The organism is Nocardioides sp. B129/18 (assembly GCF_055282735.1).
Genome location: NZ_JBUZJI010000003.1, coordinates 169,374 through 192,291 on the forward strand (window position 1 = coordinate 169,374; position 22,918 = coordinate 192,291).

General features: G+C 73.7%; 18 protein-coding genes. 10 read left to right on the forward strand and 8 right to left on the reverse strand.

Annotated elements, in window-relative coordinates; all coding sequences use genetic code 11:
• Positions 1-20: 20 nt before the first annotated feature.
• Positions 21-560, reverse strand: a complete 540-nt coding sequence (locus ACZDWJ_RS03625; RefSeq protein ID WP_463519552.1) for a hypothetical protein — start codon at positions 558-560, stop codon at positions 21-23.
• 166 nt (positions 561-726) lie between these two features.
• On the opposite strand from ACZDWJ_RS03625, the gene ACZDWJ_RS03630 reads away from it, so the two are divergent.
• The 3 genes from ACZDWJ_RS03630 to ACZDWJ_RS03640 all read left to right on the forward strand — a co-directional run bounded on the left by ACZDWJ_RS03630 (position 727) and on the right by ACZDWJ_RS03640 (position 3,461).
• A complete protein-coding gene (locus tag ACZDWJ_RS03630) occupies positions 727-1,119 on the forward strand; it encodes a universal stress protein (protein ID WP_463519553.1) in 393 nt (130 codons plus the stop codon).
• Between the two features lie 34 nt (positions 1,120-1,153).
• A complete protein-coding gene (locus ACZDWJ_RS03635) occupies positions 1,154-1,732 on the forward strand; it encodes an HhH-GPD-type base excision DNA repair protein (RefSeq protein WP_463519554.1) in 579 nt (192 codons plus the stop codon).
• A 148-nt stretch (positions 1,733-1,880) separates the two neighbouring features.
• Positions 1,881-3,461 (forward strand): RNA polymerase sigma factor, encoded by a 1,581-nt coding sequence (locus ACZDWJ_RS03640; protein WP_463519555.1) that lies wholly within the window; start codon positions 1,881-1,883, stop codon positions 3,459-3,461.
• Positions 3,462-3,531: 70 nt separating this feature from the next.
• On the opposite strand, the gene ACZDWJ_RS03645 is transcribed toward ACZDWJ_RS03640, so the two are convergent.
• The 3 genes from ACZDWJ_RS03645 to ACZDWJ_RS03655 all read right to left on the reverse strand — a co-directional run bounded on the left by ACZDWJ_RS03645 (position 3,532) and on the right by ACZDWJ_RS03655 (position 5,218).
• On the reverse strand, positions 3,532-4,383 hold the full coding sequence (locus ACZDWJ_RS03645; protein ID WP_463519556.1) for an EamA family transporter: 852 nt from the start codon (positions 4,381-4,383) through the stop codon (positions 3,532-3,534).
• Positions 4,380-4,856, reverse strand: a complete 477-nt coding sequence (locus tag ACZDWJ_RS03650; RefSeq protein ID WP_463519557.1) for a DUF456 domain-containing protein — start codon at positions 4,854-4,856, stop codon at positions 4,380-4,382. Before ACZDWJ_RS03650 ends, ACZDWJ_RS03645 begins: the two co-directional genes overlap by 4 nt.
• 131 nt (positions 4,857-4,987) lie before the next feature.
• Positions 4,988-5,218, reverse strand: a complete 231-nt coding sequence (locus ACZDWJ_RS03655; protein WP_463519558.1) for a DUF7455 domain-containing protein — start codon at positions 5,216-5,218, stop codon at positions 4,988-4,990.
• 626 nt (positions 5,219-5,844) lie between these two features.
• On the opposite strand from ACZDWJ_RS03655, the gene ACZDWJ_RS03660 reads away from it, so the two are divergent.
• Positions 5,845-7,908: a DNA gyrase/topoisomerase IV subunit B gene (locus ACZDWJ_RS03660; protein WP_463519607.1), complete on the forward strand. Its 2,064-nt coding sequence runs from the start codon at positions 5,845-5,847 to the stop codon at positions 7,906-7,908.
• 46 nt (positions 7,909-7,954) lie between these two features.
• The gene (locus ACZDWJ_RS03665; protein WP_463519559.1) at positions 7,955-8,329 is read left to right on the forward strand and encodes a hypothetical protein; all 375 of its coding nucleotides are present in this window, start codon (positions 7,955-7,957) and stop codon (positions 8,327-8,329) included.
• Positions 8,330-8,438: 109 nt separating this feature from the next.
• On the opposite strand, the gene ACZDWJ_RS03670 is transcribed toward ACZDWJ_RS03665, so the two are convergent.
• The 4 genes from ACZDWJ_RS03670 to ACZDWJ_RS03685 are packed head-to-tail and all read right to left on the reverse strand — an operon-like array spanning position 8,439 to position 13,963.
• On the reverse strand, positions 8,439-8,942 hold the full coding sequence (locus tag ACZDWJ_RS03670; RefSeq protein ID WP_463519560.1) for a beta-class carbonic anhydrase: 504 nt from the start codon (positions 8,940-8,942) through the stop codon (positions 8,439-8,441).
• Positions 8,939-10,732: an MFS transporter gene (locus tag ACZDWJ_RS03675; protein WP_463519561.1), complete on the reverse strand. Its 1,794-nt coding sequence runs from the start codon at positions 10,730-10,732 to the stop codon at positions 8,939-8,941. Before ACZDWJ_RS03675 ends, ACZDWJ_RS03670 begins: the two co-directional genes overlap by 4 nt.
• Entirely contained in the window at positions 10,729-11,454 is a 726-nt protein-coding gene (locus tag ACZDWJ_RS03680; RefSeq protein ID WP_463519562.1) for an LppX_LprAFG lipoprotein, read from the reverse strand. The genes ACZDWJ_RS03675 and ACZDWJ_RS03680 overlap by 4 nt, the downstream gene beginning before the upstream one ends.
• Positions 11,455-11,458: 4 nt before the next feature.
• Positions 11,459-13,963, reverse strand: a complete 2,505-nt coding sequence (locus ACZDWJ_RS03685) for a DNA gyrase/topoisomerase IV subunit A (RefSeq protein ID WP_463519563.1) — start codon at positions 13,961-13,963, stop codon at positions 11,459-11,461.
• A 69-nt stretch (positions 13,964-14,032) separates the two neighbouring features.
• Here ACZDWJ_RS03685 and ACZDWJ_RS03690 point away from each other — a divergent pair, with 69 nt between their 5' ends.
• The 5 genes from ACZDWJ_RS03690 to ACZDWJ_RS03710 all read left to right on the forward strand — a co-directional run bounded on the left by ACZDWJ_RS03690 (position 14,033) and on the right by ACZDWJ_RS03710 (position 22,914).
• Entirely contained in the window at positions 14,033-16,939 is a 2,907-nt protein-coding gene (locus ACZDWJ_RS03690; protein ID WP_463519564.1) for a glycosyltransferase family 8 protein, read from the forward strand.
• Positions 16,940-16,948: 9 nt separating this feature from the next.
• Positions 16,949-19,663 carry a bifunctional acetate--CoA ligase family protein/GNAT family N-acetyltransferase gene (locus ACZDWJ_RS03695; protein ID WP_463519565.1) on the forward strand — a complete coding sequence of 905 codons (2,715 nt, stop codon included), beginning with the start codon at positions 16,949-16,951 and terminating at the stop codon, positions 19,661-19,663.
• 141 nt (positions 19,664-19,804) lie between these two features.
• Positions 19,805-20,395 (forward strand): DUF5998 family protein, encoded by a 591-nt coding sequence (locus ACZDWJ_RS03700; protein ID WP_463519566.1) that lies wholly within the window; start codon positions 19,805-19,807, stop codon positions 20,393-20,395.
• 5 nt (positions 20,396-20,400) lie between these two features.
• On the forward strand, positions 20,401-21,525 hold the full coding sequence (locus ACZDWJ_RS03705) for an alkaline phosphatase family protein (protein WP_463519567.1): 1,125 nt from the start codon (positions 20,401-20,403) through the stop codon (positions 21,523-21,525).
• An 81-nt stretch (positions 21,526-21,606) separates the two neighbouring features.
• A complete protein-coding gene (locus ACZDWJ_RS03710; RefSeq protein WP_463519568.1) occupies positions 21,607-22,914 on the forward strand; it encodes a phytase in 1,308 nt (435 codons plus the stop codon).
• Positions 22,915-22,918 lie beyond the last annotated feature (4 nt).

Genomic DNA, 22,918 nt, shown 5'->3' on the forward strand with positions numbered 1-22,918 from the left:
CCCGCCTGCGCCCGCGGGGATCAGCCGCGGATGCGCCGCCACTGGCGGCGCGCGCCGCTGAGCGGATCGCGCCATCCGTGTCGGGTCACGATCACGAACCGGTGGGCCAGGCCGGTCTCCTCGCGGGCCGCCGCGGCCGCGGCCGACCACGCGAGGTCGACGTCCTCGAGGTCGAGCGAGCCCGGGCGGGTCAGCCACAGCAGCGGCCACCGGGCCTGGTCATCCCCTGCCTCGGTGGCCGCCTGGGTCGCTGGTCGCGCCGTCCGCCGCAGCACCGCCTCGACGAGGTCGGTGCGCAGGGCGTGGTCGAGCCGTCCGCCGTCGGCCAGGCCGAGCACGACCTCCTGCCCCGGACCACCGCCGGGCACGCCGGCGTGCAGCATCGGGGCGAAGCGACGGCGCGTCTCGCCGCGGGCGTGCAGCGCGACGGCCGTGCGCAGGGCCGCGAGCTCCTCGGCCCCCGGAGGCAGGTGCAGCAGGGCGCGCACGGAGGGGTCGACCGGTCGGACGCCGGACGGTCGGGTCGGGCGGGTCGGGCGGGCGGCGGGGGAGTGCGGCATCGGGGTCTCCACGGCTCGGTCGGGCAGGTCCTCACCCTGCCCCGGAACCGCGACCGACCTCGCCGGCGATCCACAGGCCCTGCTCACCCTCAGGCCGGTCCCTGCCCGGCGTCGGGTCGGCTAGGTTGCTCGGACACCGCCGGCACCGGATCAGGGGAGGCCCATCATGGGAACCGTCGTCGTGGGATACGTCGCCAAGCCCGAGGGCGACGCCGCCCTGCGCACCGCCATCGCGGAGGCGCGGCTGCGCGGCTGCCGGCTGGTGGTCGTCAACTCCGCCCGCGAGGCCCACCACGGCGCCCCGACCCCGCAGCAGGACCCGCTCGAGGCCGTCCGCACCAAGCTCGACGACTCCGAGATCCCCTACGACCTGCGCCAGCTCTCCCGCGGCTTCGAGCCCGCCGAGGACCTCCTCTCGGTCGCCGAGGCCAACGACGCCGAGCTGCTCGTGATCGGCCTGCGCCGCCGCTCGCCCGTCGGCAAGCTCATCCTCGGCAGCAACGCCCAGCGCATCCTCCTCGACGCCCCCTGCCCGGTGCTGGCGGTCAAGGCGGGCTGAGCCCACTGGCCGGGGCATCTGGCACCATCGCCCCATGGCCCTCCAGATCGCCCAGGACCCCACCGCCGACCAGGTGCTGGCCGAGCACCCGTTCGCCCTGCTGGCGGGGATGATGCTCGACCAGCAGTACCCGATGGAGCACGCGTTCCGCGGCCCGGCGAAGATCCTCGAGCGGTTCGGCAGCCTCGAGCCGGCGGCGATCGCGGCGGCCGACCCCGAGGAGTTCGCGGCCCTGTGCTCGCAGACGCCGGCGATCCACCGCTTCCCCGGCTCGATGGCCGCGCGTCTGCAGGAGCTCGCCGGCATCGTCGCCGAGCAGTACGACGGCGACGCCTCCCGCATCTGGACCGAGGCGTCCTCGGGCGCCGACCTGCTCAAGCGCATCCAGGCGCTGCCGGGCTTCGGCCGGCAGAAGGCGCAGATCTTCACCGCGCTCGTGGCCAAGCAGCTCGGCGCCACCCCCGAGGGCTGGGAGAAGGCCGCGGGCGACTACGCGCTGGCCGGTCACCGCTCGGTCGCCGACGTCGTCGACGGCGCGTCCCTGCAGAAGGTGCGCGATCACAAGCAGGCGATGAAGGCCGCCGCGAAGGCCGCCAAGAACCCCACGGGGTAAGGGGTCGTCGGCGCACGGCAGCACGTCCGTCGCCGCACCACGCCCGGGATCGAGGACCTGGCTTCGGAGCGCTTCGCCCGCATGGCAGAATGACCACGCGGCTCTTGACGACTCCGGGCCTTGCCGCGCCCATCCACTGCCACGAGAGGTGTTCGTGTCCTCGAACGCGCGCAAGATCCCTGCCGAGGTGCTCTCCCACCCCGCCGTCGCCGCCCTGGTCGAGCGAGCAGCTCCCACCGGCACCGTCACCCCCGACGAGGTCCGGCAGGCCAGTGAGGACGCCGCCATCGAGCCGCGCCACCTCAAGTCCCTCCTCGCTCACCTCAGCGGGCTCGGGATCACCGTGACCATCAGCTCCGCCGCGGCCCCTCGCCGCGCGGCGGCGGCCACGTCGACCCGCAAGACCACCACCGCCAAGACGGCCGCCAAGAAGGCGCCCGCCAAGAAGGCGGCGGCTCCGGCGGAGGAGACCGCGGCCCCCGCCGCGAAGAAGACCGCCGCGAAGACGGCAGCCAAGACCGCCGCGAAGACCGCCGCGAAGAAGGCCGCGCCGGCCACGGCGTCCCAGGACGCCGACGAGCCCGACGAGCTCGAGGAGGAGGTCATCGTCCTCGACGACCTCGAGGTCGACGAGACCCCGGCCCCGGCGGCCACCGTGGGCCCCGACGGCAAGAAGATCCTGCCCGACATCCCCGACGACCAGTTCGAGAAGGACGTCAAGGCCGACCCGACGATCGTCGAGGACGAGAAGCAGGCCACCTTCGTGGTCTCCGCCGCCGACGACACCGACGAGCCCGAGCAGCAGGTCATGGTGGCCGGCGCCACCGCCGACCCCGTCAAGGACTACCTCAAGCAGATCGGCAAGGTCCCGCTGCTCAACGCCGAGATGGAGGTCGAGCTCGCCAAGCGGATCGAGGCCGGCCTGTTCTCGGAGGAGAAGCTCGGCAAGGGCGGCAAGATCACCGAGAAGCTCCGCGAGGAGCTGGAGTGGATCGCCGAGGATGGCCGCCGCGCGAAGAACCACCTGCTCGAGGCCAACCTGCGCCTCGTCGTCTCCCTGGCCAAGCGCTACACCGGCCGCGGCATGCTCTTCCTGGACCTCATCCAGGAGGGCAACCTCGGTCTGATCCGCGCGGTCGAGAAGTTCGACTACACCAAGGGCTACAAGTTCTCCACCTACGCCACGTGGTGGATCCGCCAGGCGATCACCCGCGCGATGGCCGACCAGGCCCGCACCATCCGCATCCCGGTGCACATGGTCGAGGTCATCAACAAGCTCGCCCGCGTCCAGCGCCAGATGCTGCAGGACCTCGGCCGCGAGCCCACGCCCGAGGAGCTCGCCAAGGAGCTCGACATGACCCCCGAGAAGGTCATCGAGGTCCAGAAGTACGGTCGCGAGCCCATCTCGCTGCACACCCCGCTCGGCGAGGACGGCGACTCCGAGTTCGGCGACCTCATCGAGGACTCCGAGGCGATCGTCCCGGCCGACGCCGTGTCGTTCACCCTGCTGCAGGAGCAGCTGCACGCCGTCCTCGACACGCTCTCCGAGCGCGAGGCCGGCGTCGTCAGCATGCGCTTCGGCCTCACCGACGGCCAGCCCAAGACCCTCGACGAGATCGGCAAGGTCTACGGCGTCACGCGCGAGCGCATCCGCCAGATCGAGTCCAAGACCATGTCGAAGCTGCGTCACCCGAGCCGCTCGCAGGTCCTGCGCGACTACCTCGACTGACCCACGACGTCCTCGACGTCTGGCCCCGATCTGCTCCGGCAGGTCGGGGCCTGCGTCGTCTCCGCCGGCCTCAGCCGGCGGCGACCAGCGCGACGGCGAGCCCGCAGAGCACCAGGCCGACGCCCTGGGCGCGGTGCACGCGCTCGCGCAGGACCGCTGCCGCGAGGATCACCGTGACGGCCGGGTAGAGCGCGGAGATCACCGCGACGACCGTGAGGTAGCCGTGGTGGGTGGCGGCGAGGAAGGCGAGCACGGCCAGGGAGCCGAGCAGGCCGGTGGCCGCGCCGAGGGCGGCGTGACGGTCGCGGGGGAGCCAGGCGGCACGCGAGAGCATCGCCAGGACGACCAGCGTCACGGCGCCGCCCCACTGGTTGGCCGCCAGCGGGAGGACGCCCGACTCCTCGGGGATCTGGGCCACGGCGGCGAACATCAGGCCGAAGCCGAGACCGGCGAGCAGACCGTCGACGATGCCGGCGCGGTCGGCGCCGGAACCGCCGTCCCGGGCGGGATCGGCCGGCTCGGAGGCGACCAGCCAGATGGCCGGCAGCGCGGCGACCATGCCGCCGATCACCCAGGCTCCGGGACGCTCGCCCTGCACGAGCCCGGTGACGACGGGGACGATCGCGGCCGCGACGCCGGAGACCGGCGCCACGACGCCCATCCGGCCGCCGGCCAGGCCGCGGTAGAGGTAGGCGATGCCGAAGCCGCTGCCCACGCCGGCCAGCAGACCCCAGCCGACGTCGGCGGGGCGGACGTCCCCGGAGGCCACGGTCAGGCCCAGGAGCACGATCAGGACGCCGCCGCACAGCTGGCCGGCGACGCCGACCGCCCACGGCGAGGTGCGCTTGGACGCGACGCCGCCGACGAAGTCCGACAGGCCGTAGGCGACGGCGCAGGTCAGGGCCAGGAGGACGGCGATCACGCGATCACCGCGCCCACGGCCCAGGTGCCGGCGGCCAGGAGGCCGGCCGCCAGCTCGATGAGGATGCTCAGGCCCACCGCGGCGAGCGCGCGGCGGGTCGAGGCGGCCGCGTCCGCGGTGCCGACCCGGCGGACCTCGGCCGCGTAGACGCCGAGCACGAAGCCCAGCGGGAGCCCGATCACGGGCACGACGAAGAACCCGACGACGCCGAGCCCCGCGCCCCACCACTGCGTCGAGGCGGGGATGCCGGCCTGCTGGAGACGGCGTCCCGGGACGGCGTACTTCAGCACCGTGCCGAGGGCCAGCAGGGCGAGGACCACGCCGAGCACCACCCAGCCGGTGGTCGACTGCAGCACCAGCGCCCAGACGAGCACGGCGCCGGCGATGAGGATCGTGCCGGGCAGCAGCGGCACGAGGACGCCGACCAGGCCGAGGGCGATCACGAGGGCGACGAGCAGGTCGGTCAACAGCACTGCCTCACCCTCTCACCGACCCGGGCCCCAACGCCCATCGGCGCCGGCCCGGGACGCACGAAGGCCCCGGTCGGATGACCGGGGCCGTCGTGGACGATCGGGGGACGCCGGGGCGCCCGTGGGTGGGAGGCTCAGCGCTCCGCGTCGGTGGCCGGAGCGGGAGTTCCGGTGAGCTTGTGGGTCTCGTCGATCACGGTGATCGCGAGCTCCTTGATCTTCTCGCCGTGCTCGCGGGCGTGGTGCGCGCAGAAGAGCAGCTCACCGCCGGAGCGCAGCTCCACTCGGAGGTAGGCCTGGGCTCCGCAACGGTCACAGCGATCCGCGGCGGTCAGCGGGGTGCTGGGGGCAACGGCAGTGGTCACATCGGCCTCATTTCCTGGTCTCGGTGTCCTGCACAACGTAGCGACGGGGAGCAAGATTCCCTCTCGCGTGTGGTGCGTGACACCTCCATCCCATCATGGTGACCCTGGTCCGTCACCACCGACTCCCCGGTGGATGCGGGAGCTGTCGTGGATGGCTACGGCAGGGATGCGATCTGGTTGAGCGCTTCTAGCCCACCTCTTCCACGATCCGGCGCCTCCCACGCCTCCGAGAGGGTGGTCGGCGTCGCCGTGGAGCGGGTGACGACCTCGGCCGACGTCGCTGTGGGCCGATGGTCGTGCGACCAGTGTGACGGCGACATCGGCGTCACGTCCGGCCTTCGACGCGATCCGTGCCGGGCCGCGCGCGGCCCCGGGCGGATCGACGTCCTCGGGTGTGCGGATGCGGTTGTCAGGCTGCGGCGTCGCGGGAGACGCGCCTCGTGCGAGGTGGCGCCAACCTAGCCCGGGGATCCAACCCCGCGGCGCAGGCGAGCCTGCACGGGCGGTCGGCGTGTCGTCGCCTAGATTGGTGCCCGGCCCGGACGGCGTCGTCCGTTGGCCGCAGCCGCACGTCGAGCACCACCACGCCGGACCCGCGCCGGCCCCGTAGCGCCAGGAGCCCCGTCATCGCCGACAACACCTACAACGCCGCGCACCTGCTGGTCCTCGAGGGCCTCGAGGCGGTCCGCAAGCGGCCGGGCATGTACATCGGCTCCACCGACACCCGGGGCCTCATGCACTGCCTGTGGGAGATCATCGACAACGGCGTCGACGAGGCGCTCGCCGGCGCCGCGTCGCGCGTCGAGGTGATCCTGCACCCCGACGGCTCGGCGGAGGTGCACGACGACGGTCGCGGCATCCCCACCGACAAGGAGCCCAAGACCGGCCTGCCCGGCGTCGAGGTCGTGGCCACCAAGCTGCACGCCGGCGGCAAGTTCGGCGGCGGCTCCTACGTCGCCACCGGCGGCCTGCACGGCGTCGGCCTGTCGGTGGTCAACGCGCTGTCGAGCCGCATGGACATCGACGTCGAGCGCTCGCCGGCGATCCAGGGGATCTCCTTCCAGCGCGGCGTCCCGGGCGTCTTCGACGCCGACGCCCTCGACGGCTCCTTCGCCCCGCAGTCCGGACTGACCCGCAAGGGCCGCCGCGTCGCCAAGGGTCGCAGCGGCACCCGCATCCGGTTCTGGCCCGACCGTCAGATCTTCACCAAGGACGCCCGCTTCGTCTACGACGAGCTCGTCACCCGCGCCCGCCAGACGTCCTTCATCGTCCCCGGCCTGGAGATCGTGCTGCGCGACCTGCGCGGGGAGGAGCCGGTGGAGGAGTCCTTCCGCCACGCCGGCGGCATCGGCGAGTTCGCGGAGTTCCTCGCCGGCGACGAGCCGGTCACCTCCGTGCTGCGCCTGCAGGGCACCGACACGTTCAAGGAGACCGTCCCGCTCCTCGACGCGCAGGGCCACATGACCCCGCAGGAGGTCGAGCGCGAGCTGGCCGTCGACGTCGCCTGCCGCTGGGGCATGGGCTACGACACCGAGGTGCGCTCCTTCGTCAACGTGATCGCCACCCCCAAGGGCGGCACGCACGTCAGCGGCTTCGAGACCGCGCTCACCAAGACCTTCAACGACGTCATGCGCAACGCCAAGGTGCTCAAGACCGCCGACGCCGACGTCATCAAGGACGACGTCCTCGAGGGCCTCACCGCCGTCGTCACCGTGCGCCTGGCCGAGCCGCAGTTCGAGGGCCAGACCAAGGAGATCCTCGGCACGCCCGCGGTGCGCGGCATCGTCCGCAAGGTCGTGGCCGCGGAGCTGAAGAAGTTCCTCACCTCCACCAAGCGCGACGAGAAGGCCCAGGCCAAGCTCGTCATGGAGAAGGTCTCCGGCGCCGCCAAGACCCGCCTGGCCGCCCGTCAGCACCGCGAGAACCAGCGCCGCAAGAACGCGCTGGAGTCCTCCTCGCTGCCGGCCAAGCTCGCCGACTGCCGCAGCAGCGACCCCGAGCGCACCGAGCTGTTCATCGTCGAGGGCGACTCCGCGCTCGGCACCGCCAAGCTGGCCCGCAACTCGGAGTTCCAGGCGCTGCTGCCGATCCGCGGCAAGATCCTCAACGTCCAGAAGGCGTCGGTCGGCGACATGCTGAAGAACGCCGAGTGCGCCTCGATCATCCAGGTCGTCGGCGCCGGATCCGGCCGGACCTTCGACCTCGAGGCCGCCCGCTACGGCCGGATCATCTTCATGGCCGACGCCGACTCCGACGGCGCCCACATCCGCTGCCTGCTGGCCACCCTCTTCTTCAAGTACATGCCCGAGCTGGTGCGCGAGGGCCGCGTCTACTCCGCCGTCCCGCCGCTGCACCGCATCGAGCTCTCCAACCCCAAGAAGGGCATGGAGAAGTACGTCTACACCTACTCCGACGACGAGCTGCGCCGCACCCTCGCCGAGCTGCGTCGCAAGAACGTCCGCTGGAAGGACCCCATCCAGCGCTACAAGGGCCTCGGCGAGATGGACGCCGACCAGCTGGCCGAGACCACCATGGACCCCCGCCACCGCACCCTGCGCCGGATCACCGTCGACGACGCCGACGCCGCCTCGCGGGTCTTCGAGCTGCTCATGGGCTCGGAGGTGGCGCCGCGCAAGGAGTTCATCGTGCAGGGCGCCTACGAGGTGGACATGGAGGCGCTCGACGCGTGAGGCGGCCTGCGAGAGTCCGGCACTCCGGACGTGACAGGCTGACGGCGTGATCTCGCCGCGCGACCGGACCGCCGTCTCCGCCCTGCTGAAGAAGCGCGGGGCCAAGGCGAAGCGGGGGCGGCTGCCGCTCGTCCTCGGCGAGCTGACGTGGTTCGTCGACCTGCGCGTCGAGGGTCGGGGCTCGGCCGCCGGCTGGACGCTCGAGGTGGGCTGCTGGGTGCCCGGGCTGACGCCCGAGCCGGAGGGCGGCGCCATCGACTGCCCGCTGCTGTGGGAGACCCCGGCGGGCGAGGACGTCCTGGCGGCGGTGGGCGGCGTCGTCGACGACGTCGAGGGCGTCGGCGACCTGGGCGCGCTGGCCGGCTGGATCGCCGAGCGTCCGGACGCGCTCGTCGACCGGGTGCTGCGCGAGCGGCTCTGAGCGCCCGACGACACGGATCAGGACAGGCAGAACCTGCGGAGGAAGGGCGAGGCTTCGCCTGTCAAGCGCAGGTTTCCCCGGTCGACCGGGGAAACCTGCACGTCCCGGATCAGTACTTCTGCTCCAGCAGACCCGAGTCGACGTCGTAGATGAACCCGCCGACCTTGACGTGCGCGGGCACGAGGGGGTGGCTGACGACGCGGTGGACGTCGAGGCCGAGGGTGGCGACCTGGTCCTCGATGACGTGGAAGCGCTGCCAGGTGGCGTCGACGCCGGCGGAGTCGGTGACGCGCTCGCGGAGGGTCTCCTCGGAGTTCGAGGCGACCGCGCAGCGGGTGTGGGGGATCACCAGGACGCGCTGGACGTTGAGGAGGTGCACGCCGAGGACGATCGCCTCGAGGGCGGCCTCGGTGACGCGACCGCCGGGGTTGCGGAAGATCTTCGCGTCGCCGGGCTGCAGGCCGATCATCCGCAGCGGGTCGATGCGGGAGTCCATGCAGGTCACGAGGGCCACGCCCGCACGGGCGACGCCGTCGAAGCCGGAGTAGGCGAAGTCGGAGGCGAACTCGCGGTTGGCGGCGAGCAGGTCGTCGAAGTCGGTCGTGTCGGTCACGGGGCCGAGATTACCGACGCCGGGACGTCGGTGGCGCGGGTGGCCGCGGTGCGGAACAGCAGCACGGCGAGGGCGGCGGCCACGAGCGCGCACACGGCGGCGCCCAGGAAGACGGTGTGCTCCTGGGCGATGCCGGCGGTCTTGAGCAGGTCGGTGTAGGCGTCGCAGCGCGATCGGCCGTCGCAGACCTGCTGCACGGGCGGGATGTCGGCGGACTCCGCGTAGTAGCGGCGCAGGCCGAGGGTCGTGAGCGCGGAGATGCCCACGAGCATGCCGACCATGCGGGCGACGACGACCATCGCACTGGCCACGCCGTGCACGGCGTCGGCGGTGCTGGCCAGCACGGCGGCGTTGACCGGCGCGAGCGCCAGGCCGAAGCCCAGGCCGCCCATCACCAGCGGCACGGTGGCCACCAGCGAGCGGAGGCTGTCGACGTCCCACGTCGACATCCAGTAGAAGGAGCCGGCGGCCAGCAGCATGCCGACGGCGGTGACGGTGCCGGCGGGGACGGTGCGCGTCAGCCAGCCGCCGATCACCGCGCCGACGGGCAGGGCGACGAGGAAGCGCACCAGCACCAGCGCCGCGAGCAGCTGGGAGTCCTCGTAGATCGTGGTGCGGGCGAAGAGCGGGATGTCGATGAGCGCGGCCACGAGCGCGGCGCCGATGAAGAGGCTGACGACGACGGCGCCCCAGGCGGGCGTGGCGGCGAGCGCGCCGCGGGGGAGCAGCGGGTTGGCCGCCCGGCGCAGGTGGACGACGAACGCGACGGCGGCGATCGCGGCGCCCAGGAGGTACCAGAGCCCGGCGTCGGAGAAGACCTGCACCTTCGGGTCGGCGGTGGCGAAGGCGAGGATGACGCCGCCGAGCGCGAGCGCGAGCAGGGTGGCGCCGAACGCGTCTGCCTCGCGCAGGCTGCGGCCCCAGCCGCGCAGGTCGACCAGCGGGTGCGCCGCGGTGAGGCAGCGCAGCAGCAGGAGCAGCAGCGCCGCGATCGCGGCGAGGCCCAGCGGCACCGACCAGCGGTCGCCGAGCACCCCGAAGCCGGTGACGGGGATGAACAGGCGTCCCCACTGGATGTCGCGCACCAGGCCCGCGGGCGCGATGACGGTGAGCGCCGCGGTGCCGAGCATCACCAGCAGCAGGACGACGCCGATGGGATCGGGCAGCCGCCGGGCGGGTGGGGCGCCCGCGGCGTCGGGGGAGAGCGGTGCCGCGCGCACGGCCGCGACGATGGCCGCCGCGAGCACGAGCCCGACGGCGAGGTTGATGCCGAAGATCGCCCGCCAGTCGGCGACGGCCAGCACGAGGGCCCCGAAGAGCGGGCCGAGGACGCTGCCGATCTCCTGGACGGCGCTGACCAGCCCGAGCGGGATCGCGCGGCGCTCGCGCGGGTAGAGGTCGGCCACCAGAGCGAGGGTCGCGGGCACCAGGCCGCCGCCGCCCAGGCCCTGCAGGAAGCGCCCGAGCACCATGGAGGCCATGTCGTAGGAGAACGCGGTGATCAGCGAGCCGATCGCGAAGACCACCAGCGAGGCGACGAGGACCGGCGCGCGTCCGCGCAGGTCGGCGATCCGGCCGATCAGCGGCAGCATCGCCACGTAGCCGAGCAGGAAGCCGGAGATGATCGGCGCGGCCCGCTGCAGCTGGTCGGGGGAGAGGCCGACGCCCTGCATCATGTCGACGAGCGCCAGCACGACGACGTAGGTGTCGGCGGCCGCGAACGCCACCGCCCCCGCGGCCAGGCCCAGCAGCAGCCGGGAGGAGCGGGGGACGGCGGTGGAGGTGCTCACGAGGTCTTCGGGGCGGTGATCTTCGGGCTCGACCCGTAGTCGCTGAAGTCGATCGTGTACGTGGTCTGCGCGCCCTTGTCGTAGAAGTCGCCGGTGACGACCATCGAGCGCAGCTCGTCGTCGTCGGAGAGCGTGTAGGTGACGTCGAAGTCGCCGGTGGCGCTGGGGATGATCGAGCGGGCGGCCTTCTGGTCGATCGTGCCGGAGTACTCGGTGAGGATGTCCTTGTTGCCCTCGCCGCCGCGCACCTGGTCGCCCTTCTTAGGCGACTGCGTGGCGGTGAGCAGCGAGGAGAACCCGCCGTCCTTGCTCAGCAGGGCGCCGGGGTCGGGGGCGCCGAACTGGGCGGGGTCGATGGTCTGCCAGCCCGGCGTCAGCGGCACCTGGGCGTAGACCTTGCCGTCGACCGCGATCACCGGGACGGTGGGCTCCAGGCCCGAGAACGCCACCTTGATCGAGCCGTCGAACGCCGGTGCGTGCGTGCCGTCGCCGGTGGCCGAGAGCAGCGCGGTGGTGCCCTCGGGCACCCCCTTCGAGGCGATCTCGAGGTGGACGCCGCTGGTGTCGTCGAAGGCCTTCTTGGCCGCCGCCAGCGCGTCGGCCGGGGAGCTCGAGGACGAGCCGGAGTCGGATCCGCTGCAGGCCGCGAGGGCGGGGACGGCGAGGAGCGCGACGGTGGCCAGCGCGGCCCGTCGTCGCACGGACTGGGTGGTGGCGCGCATGGCCTCAGCCTTCCACAGGGGGAGAAACGGTCTCGGAGCCAGGAGCCTCCCCGCCGACGCGCAGCGCGACCGGGCCCGCACAGGCCAGGATCGGCTGCGCCACCGGGACGCCCGAGCCGTCGCGACGGCCGGTGGCCTCCGGCAGCGGCACCGGCGCCCCGCTGGCGGCCGCGGCGCGCGCCGGCGCGGTGCCGACCCAGGCCAGCAGCAGGGCGTCCTCGCCCTTGAGGAAGCGGTGGCAGCGCACGCCGCCGGTGGCCCGTCCCTTGGCGGGGTACTCGGTGAACGGCGCGACCTTCACCAGGCCCGGCTCGGTGCCGGGCAGCGCGGTGGAGGAGCCGGAGACGGTGACGACGACCGCGCCCTCGCCGGAGTCGGGGTCGACGGCGCCGAACCACACGACGCGGGCGCCGGCCGCGAGCCGGATGCCGGCGATGCCGCCGCCGGCACGGCCCTGGGGACGCACGGCGTCGGCGCCGAAGTGCAGCAGCTGGGCGTCGGAGGAGACGAAGCACAGCGTCTCCTGGCCGGTGACCAGCTCGACCGCGCCGACCACCTCGTCGCCGTCGGCGAGGCGGATGACCTCCCACTCGTCGCGGGTCAGCACCTCGGGGTTGACCCGCTTGACGACGCCCTGCCGGGTGCCGAGCGCCAGGCCCGGCCCCTCGGCGGCCAGGGTGCACAGGGCGAGGGCGCGCTCGTTCGGCTCGAGGACCACCAGATCGGTGAGCGGGAGCCCGCCCTGCAGCTGCGGGTCGTTGGCCGACGGCGGCAGCGTGGGCAGCTCGAGCACGCCGAGCCGCACGAGGCGCCCGCGGTCGGTGAGCACGCCGATGTCGCCGCGGGCGGTGGCCCGCACCACGGAGACGACGACGTCGTGGTTCGCGCGGTCGCCGCCCGAGCCGGGCGCCTCGGCCGAGGTGGTGCGGGCGACCAGGCCGGAGGCGGAGAGGTAGACGAGGCAGGGGTCGTCGGCGACCTCGAGCGGCTGGGAGGCGGTGACGGCGACGCCGGCCGACTCCAGCAGCACGGTGCGACGCGGGGTGCCGTAGGTGGAGGCGACCTCCTTGAGCTCGTCGCTGACGACCCGGCGCAGGAGGGCGTCGTCGCCGAGGATCGCGTCGAGCTCCTCGATCTCGCGACGCAGCTGCTCCTGCTCCTTCTCCAGCTCGATGCGGCTGAAGCGGGTCAGGCGGCGCAGCTGCATCTCGAGGATGTACTCGGCCTGCAGCTGGGAAAGGTCGAAGACGCCCATGAGCCGCTCGCGGGCGGCGGCGGTGTCGTCGCTGGAGCGGATGACCGCGATGACCTCGTCGATGTCGAGCAGCGCGATGAGCAGGCCGTCGACGAGGTGGAGGCGCTCGGCCTTGCGCGCTCGGCGATAGGCCGAGCGGCGACGCACGACGTCGTAGCGATGCTGGAGGAAGACCTCCAGCATGTCCTTGAGGCCGAGCGTGCGCGGCTGGCCGTCGACGAGCGCGACGGCGTTGATGCCGAAGGAGTCCTCCATCGGCGTCTGCTTGTAGAGCTGCTCGAGCAGCGCCTCGGGGACGAAGCCGTTCTTGACCTCGATGACCAGTCGCAGGCCGTGGACGCGGTCGGTGAGGTCCTTGATGTCGGAGATGCCCTGCAGCTTCTTGCCCTGCACCAGGGTCTTGATGCGCTCGACGACCTTCTCGGTGCCCACGCCGTAGGGCAGCTCGGTGACGACGATCGCCTTGCGGCGCCCGATCGTCTCCACGCGGGCGGTGGCCCGCATGCGGAAGCTGCCGCGTCCGGTCTCGTAGGCGTCGCGGATGCCGTCGAGGCCGACGATCTTGCCGCCGGTGGGGAGGTCGGGGCCGGGGATGAACCGCATCAGGTCGTCCACGCCGGCCTTGGGGTGGGTGATGAGGTGGCGCAGCGCCTGCACGACCTCGACGAGGTTGTGCGGGGCGCAGTTGGTGGCCATGCCGACCGCGATGCCCGTGGTGCCGTTGACGACGAGGTTCGGGATCGCCGCCGGGAGCACGGAGGGCTCCATCTCGCGGCTGTCGTAGTTGGGCCGGAAGTCGACGGTGTCCTCGTCGATGCCGGCGGTCATCGCCACCGCCGGGGGCGCCATGCGGCACTCGGTGTAGCGCATCGCGGCGGGCGGGTCGTCGGGGGAGCCGAAGTTGCCGTGGCCGTCGATCATCGGCAGGCGCATCGACCACGGCTGGGCCATCCGCACCAGGGCGTCGTAGATGGCGCCGTCGCCGTGGGGGTGCAGCCGGCCCATGACCTCGCCGACGACGCGGGCGGACTTCACGTGCCCGCGGTCGGGCCGCAGGCTCATGTCGTTCATCGTGTGCAGGATGCGGCGCTGCACGGGCTTGAGGCCGTCGCGCGCGTCGGGCAGCGCGCGGGAGTAGATGACCGAGTAGGCGTACTCCAGGAACGAGGAGCGCATCTCCTCGCCCACGTCGATGTCGAGGATGTGCTCCTCGAAGTCGTCCTCGACCGGGGGCGGTGCGCTACGTCGTGCCATGGCGGCATTGTCCCCGGTCGCCCGCCCGTCGTGGTGCAGGGGCGCGCCGACACCGGATAGCGTGCGGACGTGCCGGAGAACCACGCGACCGACCCCCACCCCGACGCGGACCCCTCGACCCAGGCCGGTGGCGACGTCGCCCGCCGTGCGCTGCGTCGCCTCAAGCGCGACGCCGGATCGCTGGTCCCGGCCTCCCGGAGCCGCCAGGAGGAGCTCGAGACCGAGCTCGCCGCGGCCCGTGCGGAGATCGCGGCGCTCACGCGCAAGGTCGCCTCCCGCGACGAGCGCCTCGCCGAGCAGCGCTCGGCGCTCTCGTCCTTCGCCTACGCCTACCGCGGCCTGCGCGCCGCCCAGCAGCACGTGCTGCCCTCCGCGCTCGGCAAGCCCCAGGGCGCCGCGCCGACCGACGAGCAGCGGGCCGAGGTCGAGCGCGAGGCCCTGATGGTGCAGCACCACGCCGTCCTCGGCCGGGCCCTGGCCGACGGCGCGACGCTCCCCGGTGCCGTCGCGGCCATGGTGCGCAACGGCAAGGGCCAGGACCGCGTCGCCGCCTCGCGGCGGGTGGCCCAGGCGCTCCTCGAGCACGCCGCCCCGGGCTCGGAGGCCGCGATCGCGGGCGCCCTGGGCGTCGGCCTGCTGGCCCACCACACCGGCGTGCCCGGCTTCGCCTGGGAGCAGCTGCGCTCGCTGCCCGACGAGGTCTGGATCGCCCACGCCCCGGCGGAGCACCTCGAGCTCGTCGGCAGCGAGGAGCCCGACCGCATCCCCGCGGCCGTCGACGCCGTGCTCGCCGCCCAGGTCGACCTCGACCCGCAGGTGTGGCTGCAGCTGGTGCGCCTGGCCGTGGGCTTGCGGGCCCACGAGCGCCTCGCCGACCTCGACGCCGGCCTGCGCGCCGCCGTCGCCCGCGAGCAGGCCGCGGGTCGCACGACCCCCGAGGTCGACGAGCGCTGGGCCGCCGAGCTCGCCTGGCTCGACCACTGGCTGCCGCGCGTCACCGGCACGCCGGCCACCCCGACGCTGCTCGAGGGCGCCGTCGCGATCGGCGTCATGGGCTACCAGCAGCCCGACCTCTCGCGCACCTCCACCAACATCGGCGACTTCGTCCAGACCATCGGCTCGCTCTCGCACCTGGCCCGCCGCACCGGCGTCCGCTACGCCGACGGCCCGCTCGCGCCGTTCCTGCGCGACCTCGCGGCGCGCGTGCCGCAGGACCTGCGGGTGCCCGCCGTGCCCGGGGGAGACGGCGGCGACGGGGGAGAGGGCCCCGAGGTCCACCTCTTCGGCATCGACCGCGACGCCTCGTCGCTGGCCGAGATCCCCGACGGCACCTGGATGCTCGGCTTCGGCTGGTACGCCCACACCGTCGGCGGCGTGCGTCACGACTTCCCCTTCGACGCCCGCATCCGTCCGCTCTACGTCTCCTTCCACGTCAACCGCCGCACGATCCTCTCCCCGGAGGCGATCGAGCACCTGCGCGCGCACGGCCCCATCGGCTGCCGCGACTGGTCGACGGTCGACCTGCTGCTCTCCCTCGACGTCCCGGCCTTCTTCTCCGGCTGCCTGACGACGACGGTGCGGTTCGTGAAGCCGTCCGACCTGCCGACCCCGGGCCCCGACGCCCCGGTGGTCTACGTCGACGCCGAGCCGCCCGCCGGGGCGACGAAGGTGCTCAACGAGCGCCCGGAGGTGGCTCTGGCCGGGCTCGAGGCGAACCTGCGCGAGGCGCTGGGCATCCTCGACGGCTACGCCACGGGCGCGGCGTCGATCGTCACCAAGCGGCTGCACGCCTACCTGCCCGCGCGGGCGCTGGGCCGTCCGGTCGACTTCTGCCCCACCAACCTCGCCGACACCCGCTTCAACGGCCTCGCCCACGTCGACGGCACGCGCCCCGCGGCGCTCGACGACGACGAGGTGCACGCCATGGGCCAGGGCATCGCCGACCTGCTCGAGCCGGTGTTCACGACCATCCTCGCCGGCGCCGACGAGGCCGCCGTCCGCGCCGTGTGGAGCGAGGTCACCGCCGAGCGGGTCGCGCAGGCCCAGGCGCGCCGCGACGCCCAGGTCGAGCTGCCGCTGCCCTTCGACCTCGACGCCGCCGTCGCCACCGTGCTGGGACGCCGGGTGCGCCTGGAGCGCACGGCGCCCGCCCCCGAGGGCGAGCCGATGGACGTCGTCCTGGCCCTCGACGGGAACCTGCGCACCCAGCTGGCCGCCGTCGTGTCCGGCGTCGTCGACCACGCCTCGCGGCCCGTGGTGCTGCACGTGCTCAGCCGCGACCACGGCCCCGACGACCACGCCCGCCTGGCCGCGCAGTTCCCCGAGGTCACGTGGGACTGGCTGCCGTGCGACGACGTCGACTACGGCGACATCGGCACGATGCTGCGCCACGTCACGATCTCGACGATGGACCGCCTGCTGCTCCCGGTGCTGCTGCCCGAGCTGGAGCGGGTGGTCTACCACGACATCGACGCCCTGCCGCTAGCCGATCTCGCGCCGCTCTTCGACCTCGACCTCGGCGGTCAGGCGCTGGCCGCGCGCGACTCCGAGGCCTCGCTGTTCGCCAGCGGCCACGAGAACGTCTACCAGTCGGCCAAGCGGCTGCGGGAGGCCCCGGCGAAGGCCTTCGAGCTGCTGCGGCGCGAGCTGGCCCGTCACCCTGGCGACTTCACCGGCTTCAACGCCGGCGTCCTGGTGCTCGACCTCGAGCGGATGCGCGACGACGACTTCTGCCGTCGCTTCCTGCCCTACGCCTCGGAGTTCGGGATGCACGACCAGTACGTCCTCAACTGCTATGTCGGCTCCCGGCGGGTGGCGCTGGCGCCGGAGTGGAACTCCCGGCCCAGCCAGGAGAGCGTCGCCGAGCCGAGGATCGTCCACTGGGCCGGTGGCCAGAAGCCCTGGGACCCCGGGTTCGTGCCGTTCGGGGAGGCGTGGGAGCGAGCGGTCCAGCGGGCCGCCGCCCGCGCGCGATAGATTCCGGACGTGACGTCCGACCCGCACGCCGAGGCTCCCGACGCGGTGGCACCGCCCCGCCACTGGGAGGCCGACGTCCTGCTGCGCGACGGCGGCACCGCGCACATCCGCCCGATCACGCCGGACGACGCCGGCCTGCTCGTCGAGTTCTACGCGCGGGTCTCCGACCGCTCGAAGTACTACCGGTTCTTCTCGCCGATGCCCGAGCTGTCCGACCGCGACGTCGCCCGCTTCACCACCGTCGACCACCACGAGCGGGTGGCGCTGGTGCTCACGCTGCAGGACCGGATGATCGCGGTGGGCCGCTACGACGTGGTGCGCCCCGGCGAGGCCGAGGTGGCGTTCCTCGTCGAGGACGCCCACCAGGGCCGCGGCATCGGCCAGCTGCTCCTCGAGCACCTCGCGCAGGCCGCCCGCGAGCGCGACCTCGACCGGTTCGTCGCCGAGGTGCTGCCCGACAACACCCGGATGATCCAGACCTTCCGCGACGCCGGCTACCGCGTGGCCAGCGAGTACGAGGACGGCGTCCTGGTGCTGGAGTTCCCGATCACCCCCACCGACACCGCCATCGGCGTCATGCAGGACCGCGAGCACCGGGCCGAGTCCGCCTCGATCGAGCGGTTCTTCAACCCCCGCAGCGTCGCGGTGATCGGCGCCTCGCGGCGCTCGGACACCATCGGCCAGACGCTGGTGCGCAACCTGGTCACCGGCGACTACACCGGCCGCGTCTACGCCGTGAACCCCTCGGCGCGCGCGGTCTCCGGCCTGCCCACCTACCCGACGGTCAGCGACATCCCCGACGAGGTCGACGTCGCGATCGTGGCGGTGCCCGCCGAGGCCGTCCAGGACGTCGTGCTCGACTGCGCCGCCAAGGGCGTGCACGGCCTGGTCGTCATCTCCTCGGGCTTCGCCGAGACCGGCGAGGAGGGCCGCCAGCGGCAGCGTCGCCTCGTCGGGCTGAGCCGCTCCTACGGGCTGCGGCTCATCGGCCCGAACTGCCTGGGCGTCATCAACACCGACCCCGCGGTCTCGATCAACGCCTCGCTCTCCTCGGTCATGCCGCCGCGCGGCCGGGCCGGGTTCTTCTGCCAGTCCGGCGCGCTGGGCTCGGCGATCCTGGAGAAGGTGCAGAACCGCGGCCTGGGCCTCTCGACCTTCGTCAGCGCCGGCAACCGCGCCGACGTCTCCGGCAACGACCTCCTGCAGTACTGGGAGGAGGACGACTCCACCGAGGTGGTCCTGCTCTACCTGGAGTCGATCGGAAACCCGCGCAAGTTCTCCCGGATCGCCCGCCGGGTCTCCCAGCGCAAGCCGATCATCGCCGTGCGCTCGGGCCGCACCACCCAGGGCGTCCCGATGGGCCACGCCGTGCGGCGCATCGCCGCGCCGCCGCCGGCGGTCGACGCCATGTTCCGACAGGCCGGCATCATCCAGGTCGACACGCTGGAGGAGATGTTCGACGTCGCCCAGCTCGTCGCCCACCAGCCGCTGCCGCGCGGGCGCCGCGTCGCGATCGTCGGCAACTCCGACGCGCTGGGCCTGCTGGCCGCCGACGCCGCCGCGGCCGTCGGGCTCGTGGTGAACCGGTCGGTGGCGCTCGGCGCCGAGGCCACCGCCGAGGACTTCGAGGACGCCCTCGACGCCGCCATCGACTCACCCGACGTCGACTCCGTCGTCGCGGTCTACATCCCGCCGCTCAACACCTCCGGCGAGGAGGTCGCGAACGTGCTGGCGGCCATCGGCGAGCAGTCCGACAAGCCGCTGGTCTCCACCTTCCTCGGTGTCGAGGGCGTCCCGGAGCTGCTGCGCGTCCCCGACGTCGCCGGCTCCACCGCCGGCCGCGGCTCGGTGCCGTCCTACCCGGCCGTCGAGGCCGCGGTGCGGGCGCTGGCCCGGGTCGTCGAGTACGCCGTGTGGCTGCGCGCCCCCGACGTCGTTCTGCCCGAGGACCCCGAGGTCGACGAGGCCGCGGCCCGCCAGGTCGTCGCCGAGCTGCTGCTGGAGCACCCCGAGGGCCTCGAGATGCCCCAGGAGGCGCTGACCCGCCTGCTGGCCTCCTACGGCGTCACGCTGTGGCCCACGCACCCCGTCCACGACCTCGACCAGGCCGCGGCGGCCGGCGAGGCCCTGGGCTGGGACGTCGTGCTCAAGGCCACCGCCGACCATCTGCGCGAGCGTCCCGACCTCGCTCACGTGTGGCGCAACATCGACTCCGCCCAGGCGATGGGCGACGCCTGGCGCGCGCTCGTCGAGCTGGTCGGCGACCCCGACCGCGCCGGCTTCGTCGTCCAGAAGCACGCGCCGCCGGGCGTCCCGATCACGATCCGCAGCATCGAGGACCCGCTCTTCGGCCCGGTGGTGTCCTTCGGCATCTCCGGCCCGGTCATCGAGCTCCTGGCCGACAAGGCCTACCGCATCCCGCCGCTGAGCCCGCGCGACGCCTCCGCGATGGTGCGCGAGATCAAGTCCGCGCCCATGCTCTTCGGCTACCGCGGCAGCGACGTCGTCGACATCGCCGAGGTCGAGCGGCTGATCCTGCGGGTCTCCCAGCTCCAGCACGACCTGCCCCAGATCAGCTCCCTGGAGCTCGGCCTGGTGCTCGCCGGCGCCGACGGCTCCACCGTCCTCACCGCCTCCGCGCGCCTCGACGACGTCGGCGACTCCCGCTCGGACTGGTTCGTGCGCCGGATGCCGACCCCCGCCGGGGACACGCTGCCGACCTGAGGCCCTGCTCCGGTGATCGAGCGTCGGCTCCGGTGATGGAGCGTCGGCTCCGGTGATCGAGCCTGTCGAGATCCCCGCACCCGCGCAGCGCCGTGAGGGCGGGGGAGGGCCTGCGGCGGCGCAGGTGACAGACTCACCTCCATGCGCACCACCCGCACCGACGACCGCGACCGCCAGCGCGAGCTGCGCGCCAGCATCGACCGCACCGGCTACTACCCCGACATCGTCGCCTCCGCGGTCGACGACGCGGTGGCGGGGGAGACGGTCGTCTCCTACTTCGTGCAGCACGAGCCGACCTTCGAGCACGACGAGGTGCGCCGCCACCTCTCCGTCGTCGTCCTGACGCCGACCCGCCTGGTGCTCGCGCACACCGACGAGCACCCCGGCGACGACCTCCTGCCCGAGCCCTACACCTCCACCTCCACCGAGGCCGTCGCGCTCGACGCGGTGAAGTCGGTGGTCGTCACGCGCATGGTCACCAGCCCCGCCAAGGGGCCCGGCCGCCTCGCCGAGGTCAACCTCACCGTGGGCTGGGGCGGCGTGGCCCGCGTCGACCTCGAGCCGGCCGGGTGCGCCGACCCCGAGTGCGACGCCGACCACGGCTACACCGGCGTGCTGTCCTCCGACGACTTCACCCTGCGCGTCTCGGCGGCCGCCGACGGTCACGACGCCGTCGCGGAGCTCGTCGGGTTCGCCGCCGCGCTGTCCGCGCGCACCCAGGCGCCGGCCTGACCCGGATGAGCCCGCTGCTCGACCCGGCCTACGGGGAGCGCTCCCTGGCCGACGTCGTGCCCGCGGTCGCGCAGGCGCTGGGCGTCCCGCTGGCCGATCCGCTCGGCCCGCCGTCTCGGCTCACGCTGCCCCCGGCGCCGGCCTACGTCGTCTTCCTCGTCGACGGGCTCGGCGCGCGGCTGCTCGAGCGGTACGCCCACGTCGCGCCCTACCTCTCCTCGCTGGTGCGCGAGGAGCCCGCCACGTGCGGCGTGCCGTCGACCACCGCCACCAGCCTGACCTCGCTCGGCACCGGCCTGGTGCCCGGCGCGCACGGCGTCATCGGCTTCAGCACGCGGGTTCCGGGCACCGGGCGGCTGATGAACGCCCTGCAGTGGTCCAAGGACGTCGACCCGGTGGCGTGGCAGCCGCACCCGACCGCCTTCGACCGCCTGCGCGAGCGCGGCGTCGCCGTCACGGTCGTGAACAAGCGGGAGTTCGCCCGCAGCGGCCTGACCATCGCCGCCCACCGCGGCGCGGAGTACGTCGGCGCCGACCGCGCCGGCGAGCGGATCGCCGCCGCGCTCGCCGCCACCGCCGACCAGCCCTCGCTCACCTACCTCTACGACTCCGACCTCGACTGGACCGGTCACCGGCACGGCGTCGCGTCCACCGCCTGGATGCAGCAGCTGGCGATGATCGACGCCGAGGCCGAGCAGCTGCGCGAGGCGCTGCCGCCGTCGGTGCGGCTGGTGGTCGTCGCCGACCACGGCATGGTCGACTCCCCCGAGGAGAGCCGCGTCGACGTCGACCGCGACACCGCCCTCCTCGACGGCGTCGACCTGCTGGGCGGCGAGGCGCGCTTCCGCCAGCTCTACTGCTCGCGCGGCGCCGTCGACGACGTCGTCGCCACCTGGCGCGAGGTCCTCGGCGACCGCGCCGACGTGCTGACCCGCGAGGAGGGCATCGCCCGCGGCTGGTTCGGCGCGATGAGCCCCGCGGTGCTGCCCCGCGTCGGCGACGTGCTCGTGGCCTGCCACGACGACCACACGGTGGTCTCGAGCGTCGGCTGGTCCTACGAGGCCGGGCTGGTGGGCTTCCACGGCTCGCTGACGCCGGCGGAGATGCTCATCCCGGTGCTGGTCGACTGACGGTCGGCCGTCCGTCGACGGATGCCGGGTCGTCGCCGGGAGGTCGCCTCCGCGTCGCCGGGGCTCCCTACCGTCCCGCCGGTGAACCAGACCTCCCGCCTCGCCCTCGTGCTGGCACCTCTCGGACTCCTCGCCCCCCTCGTCTCCGCAGCCGCCGCCCCGTCCTCGGTGGTCGAGCCTGTCGGGCCCCCCGCACCAGTCGCCCGGCCCGCCGGCGGCACGGCGCACGTCGTGGCCACCGCCCAGACCCGGGCCTTCGTCGACGACGCCTCCGCCTCGCCCGCGAACGCCGACGCCGACGACCCCGCGATCTGGGTCGATCGCGAGCACCCCGCCCGCAGCGTCGTCCTCGGCACCCTCAAGGAGGGCGGACTGGCCGCCTTCGACCTCCATGCCCGCCTGATCCAGCGCGTCGCGGCGCCCGCCGCCCCGACCGAGGACGCCGCGCCCGGCCGCTTCAACAACGTCGACGTCGTCGGCGACCTGGCGGTCGTGAGCGACCGCGGACGCGACCGGGTGCGGGTCTATCGCATCGACCCGCGCGGCTCCCGCGCCGGCGCCGCGGTGCTCACCGACGTCACCGACCCGCAGGCCGCGCCCGTCTTCGCCGCCTCCGAGGCCGCCGTCGACGAGCAGCGCACCGCCTACGGCCTGGCCGCCGCGCGCGACCCGCGCAGCGGCACCCGCTGGGTGGCGGTGACCCAGCGCCACGAGGCGCGCGTCGCCCTCCTGGGGCTGCGCTCGCGCGGCGGCGTCGTGGGCACCCGTCGTCTCGACGTGCTCGACCTCCCGAGCACCTTCCGACTGCCCGACGGCTCGCGCTGGTCGCCGTGCGAGGAGCCCGGGGAGGGCCCGCAGCTCGAGGGCAGCGTGATCGACGCGTCCCACCGCGTGCTCTACACCGCCCAGGAGGACGTGGGCATCTGGCGCGTCCCGCTCACCGCCACCGGCTTCGGCCGCCCGCGGCTGATCGACCGCGTGGAGTCCTTCGGCGTCCCGGCCCGCTGGGACGCCGACGCCGAGGAGTGCGTCGTCTCCGGCCCCGACCGCGGCTTCGGCGGACGCTGGCTGGTCGCCGACGCCGAGGGCCTCGCGCTGGCCGGCGACACCCTTCTCGCCTCCAGCCAGGGCGACTCCCGCTTCGTCCTCTACGGGCCTCGCCGCACCGCCGACCTGCGCGTCGTCGCGGGAGAGCGCACCGACTCCGTCGAGCACTCCGACGGCTCGGCGATCACCACGCGGCCGCTGGGTCGGCTCTTCCCGCACGGCCTGCTGGTGGTGCACGACGGCGAGCGTCGTCCCGCGGCCACCGACGCCGACGGCGCCGAGCTGGCCACCACCGGCTTCGCGTTCGTGCCGCTGGAGCGGGTGCTGCGGGTCCTGCGCTGATCGC

Bases quoted from the DNA above. Each gene is read 5' to 3' on its own strand.
- ACZDWJ_RS03625 (WP_463519552.1), bottom strand. From the start codon at position 560: ATGCCGCACTCCCCCGCCGCCCGCCCGACCCGCCCGACCCGACCGTCC.
- ACZDWJ_RS03630 (WP_463519553.1), top strand. From the start codon at position 727: ATGGGAACCGTCGTCGTGGGATACGTCGCCAAGCCCGAGGGCGACGCC.
- ACZDWJ_RS03635 (WP_463519554.1), top strand. From the start codon at position 1,154: ATGGCCCTCCAGATCGCCCAGGACCCCACCGCCGACCAGGTGCTGGCC.
- ACZDWJ_RS03680 (WP_463519562.1), bottom strand. From the start codon at position 11,454: ATGCGCGCCACCACCCAGTCCGTGCGACGACGGGCCGCGCTGGCCACC.
- ACZDWJ_RS03685 (WP_463519563.1), bottom strand. From the start codon at position 13,963: ATGGCACGACGTAGCGCACCGCCCCCGGTCGAGGACGACTTCGAGGAG.
- ACZDWJ_RS03700 (WP_463519566.1), top strand. From the start codon at position 19,805: ATGCGCACCACCCGCACCGACGACCGCGACCGCCAGCGCGAGCTGCGC.
- ACZDWJ_RS03705 (WP_463519567.1), top strand. From the start codon at position 20,401: ATGAGCCCGCTGCTCGACCCGGCCTACGGGGAGCGCTCCCTGGCCGAC.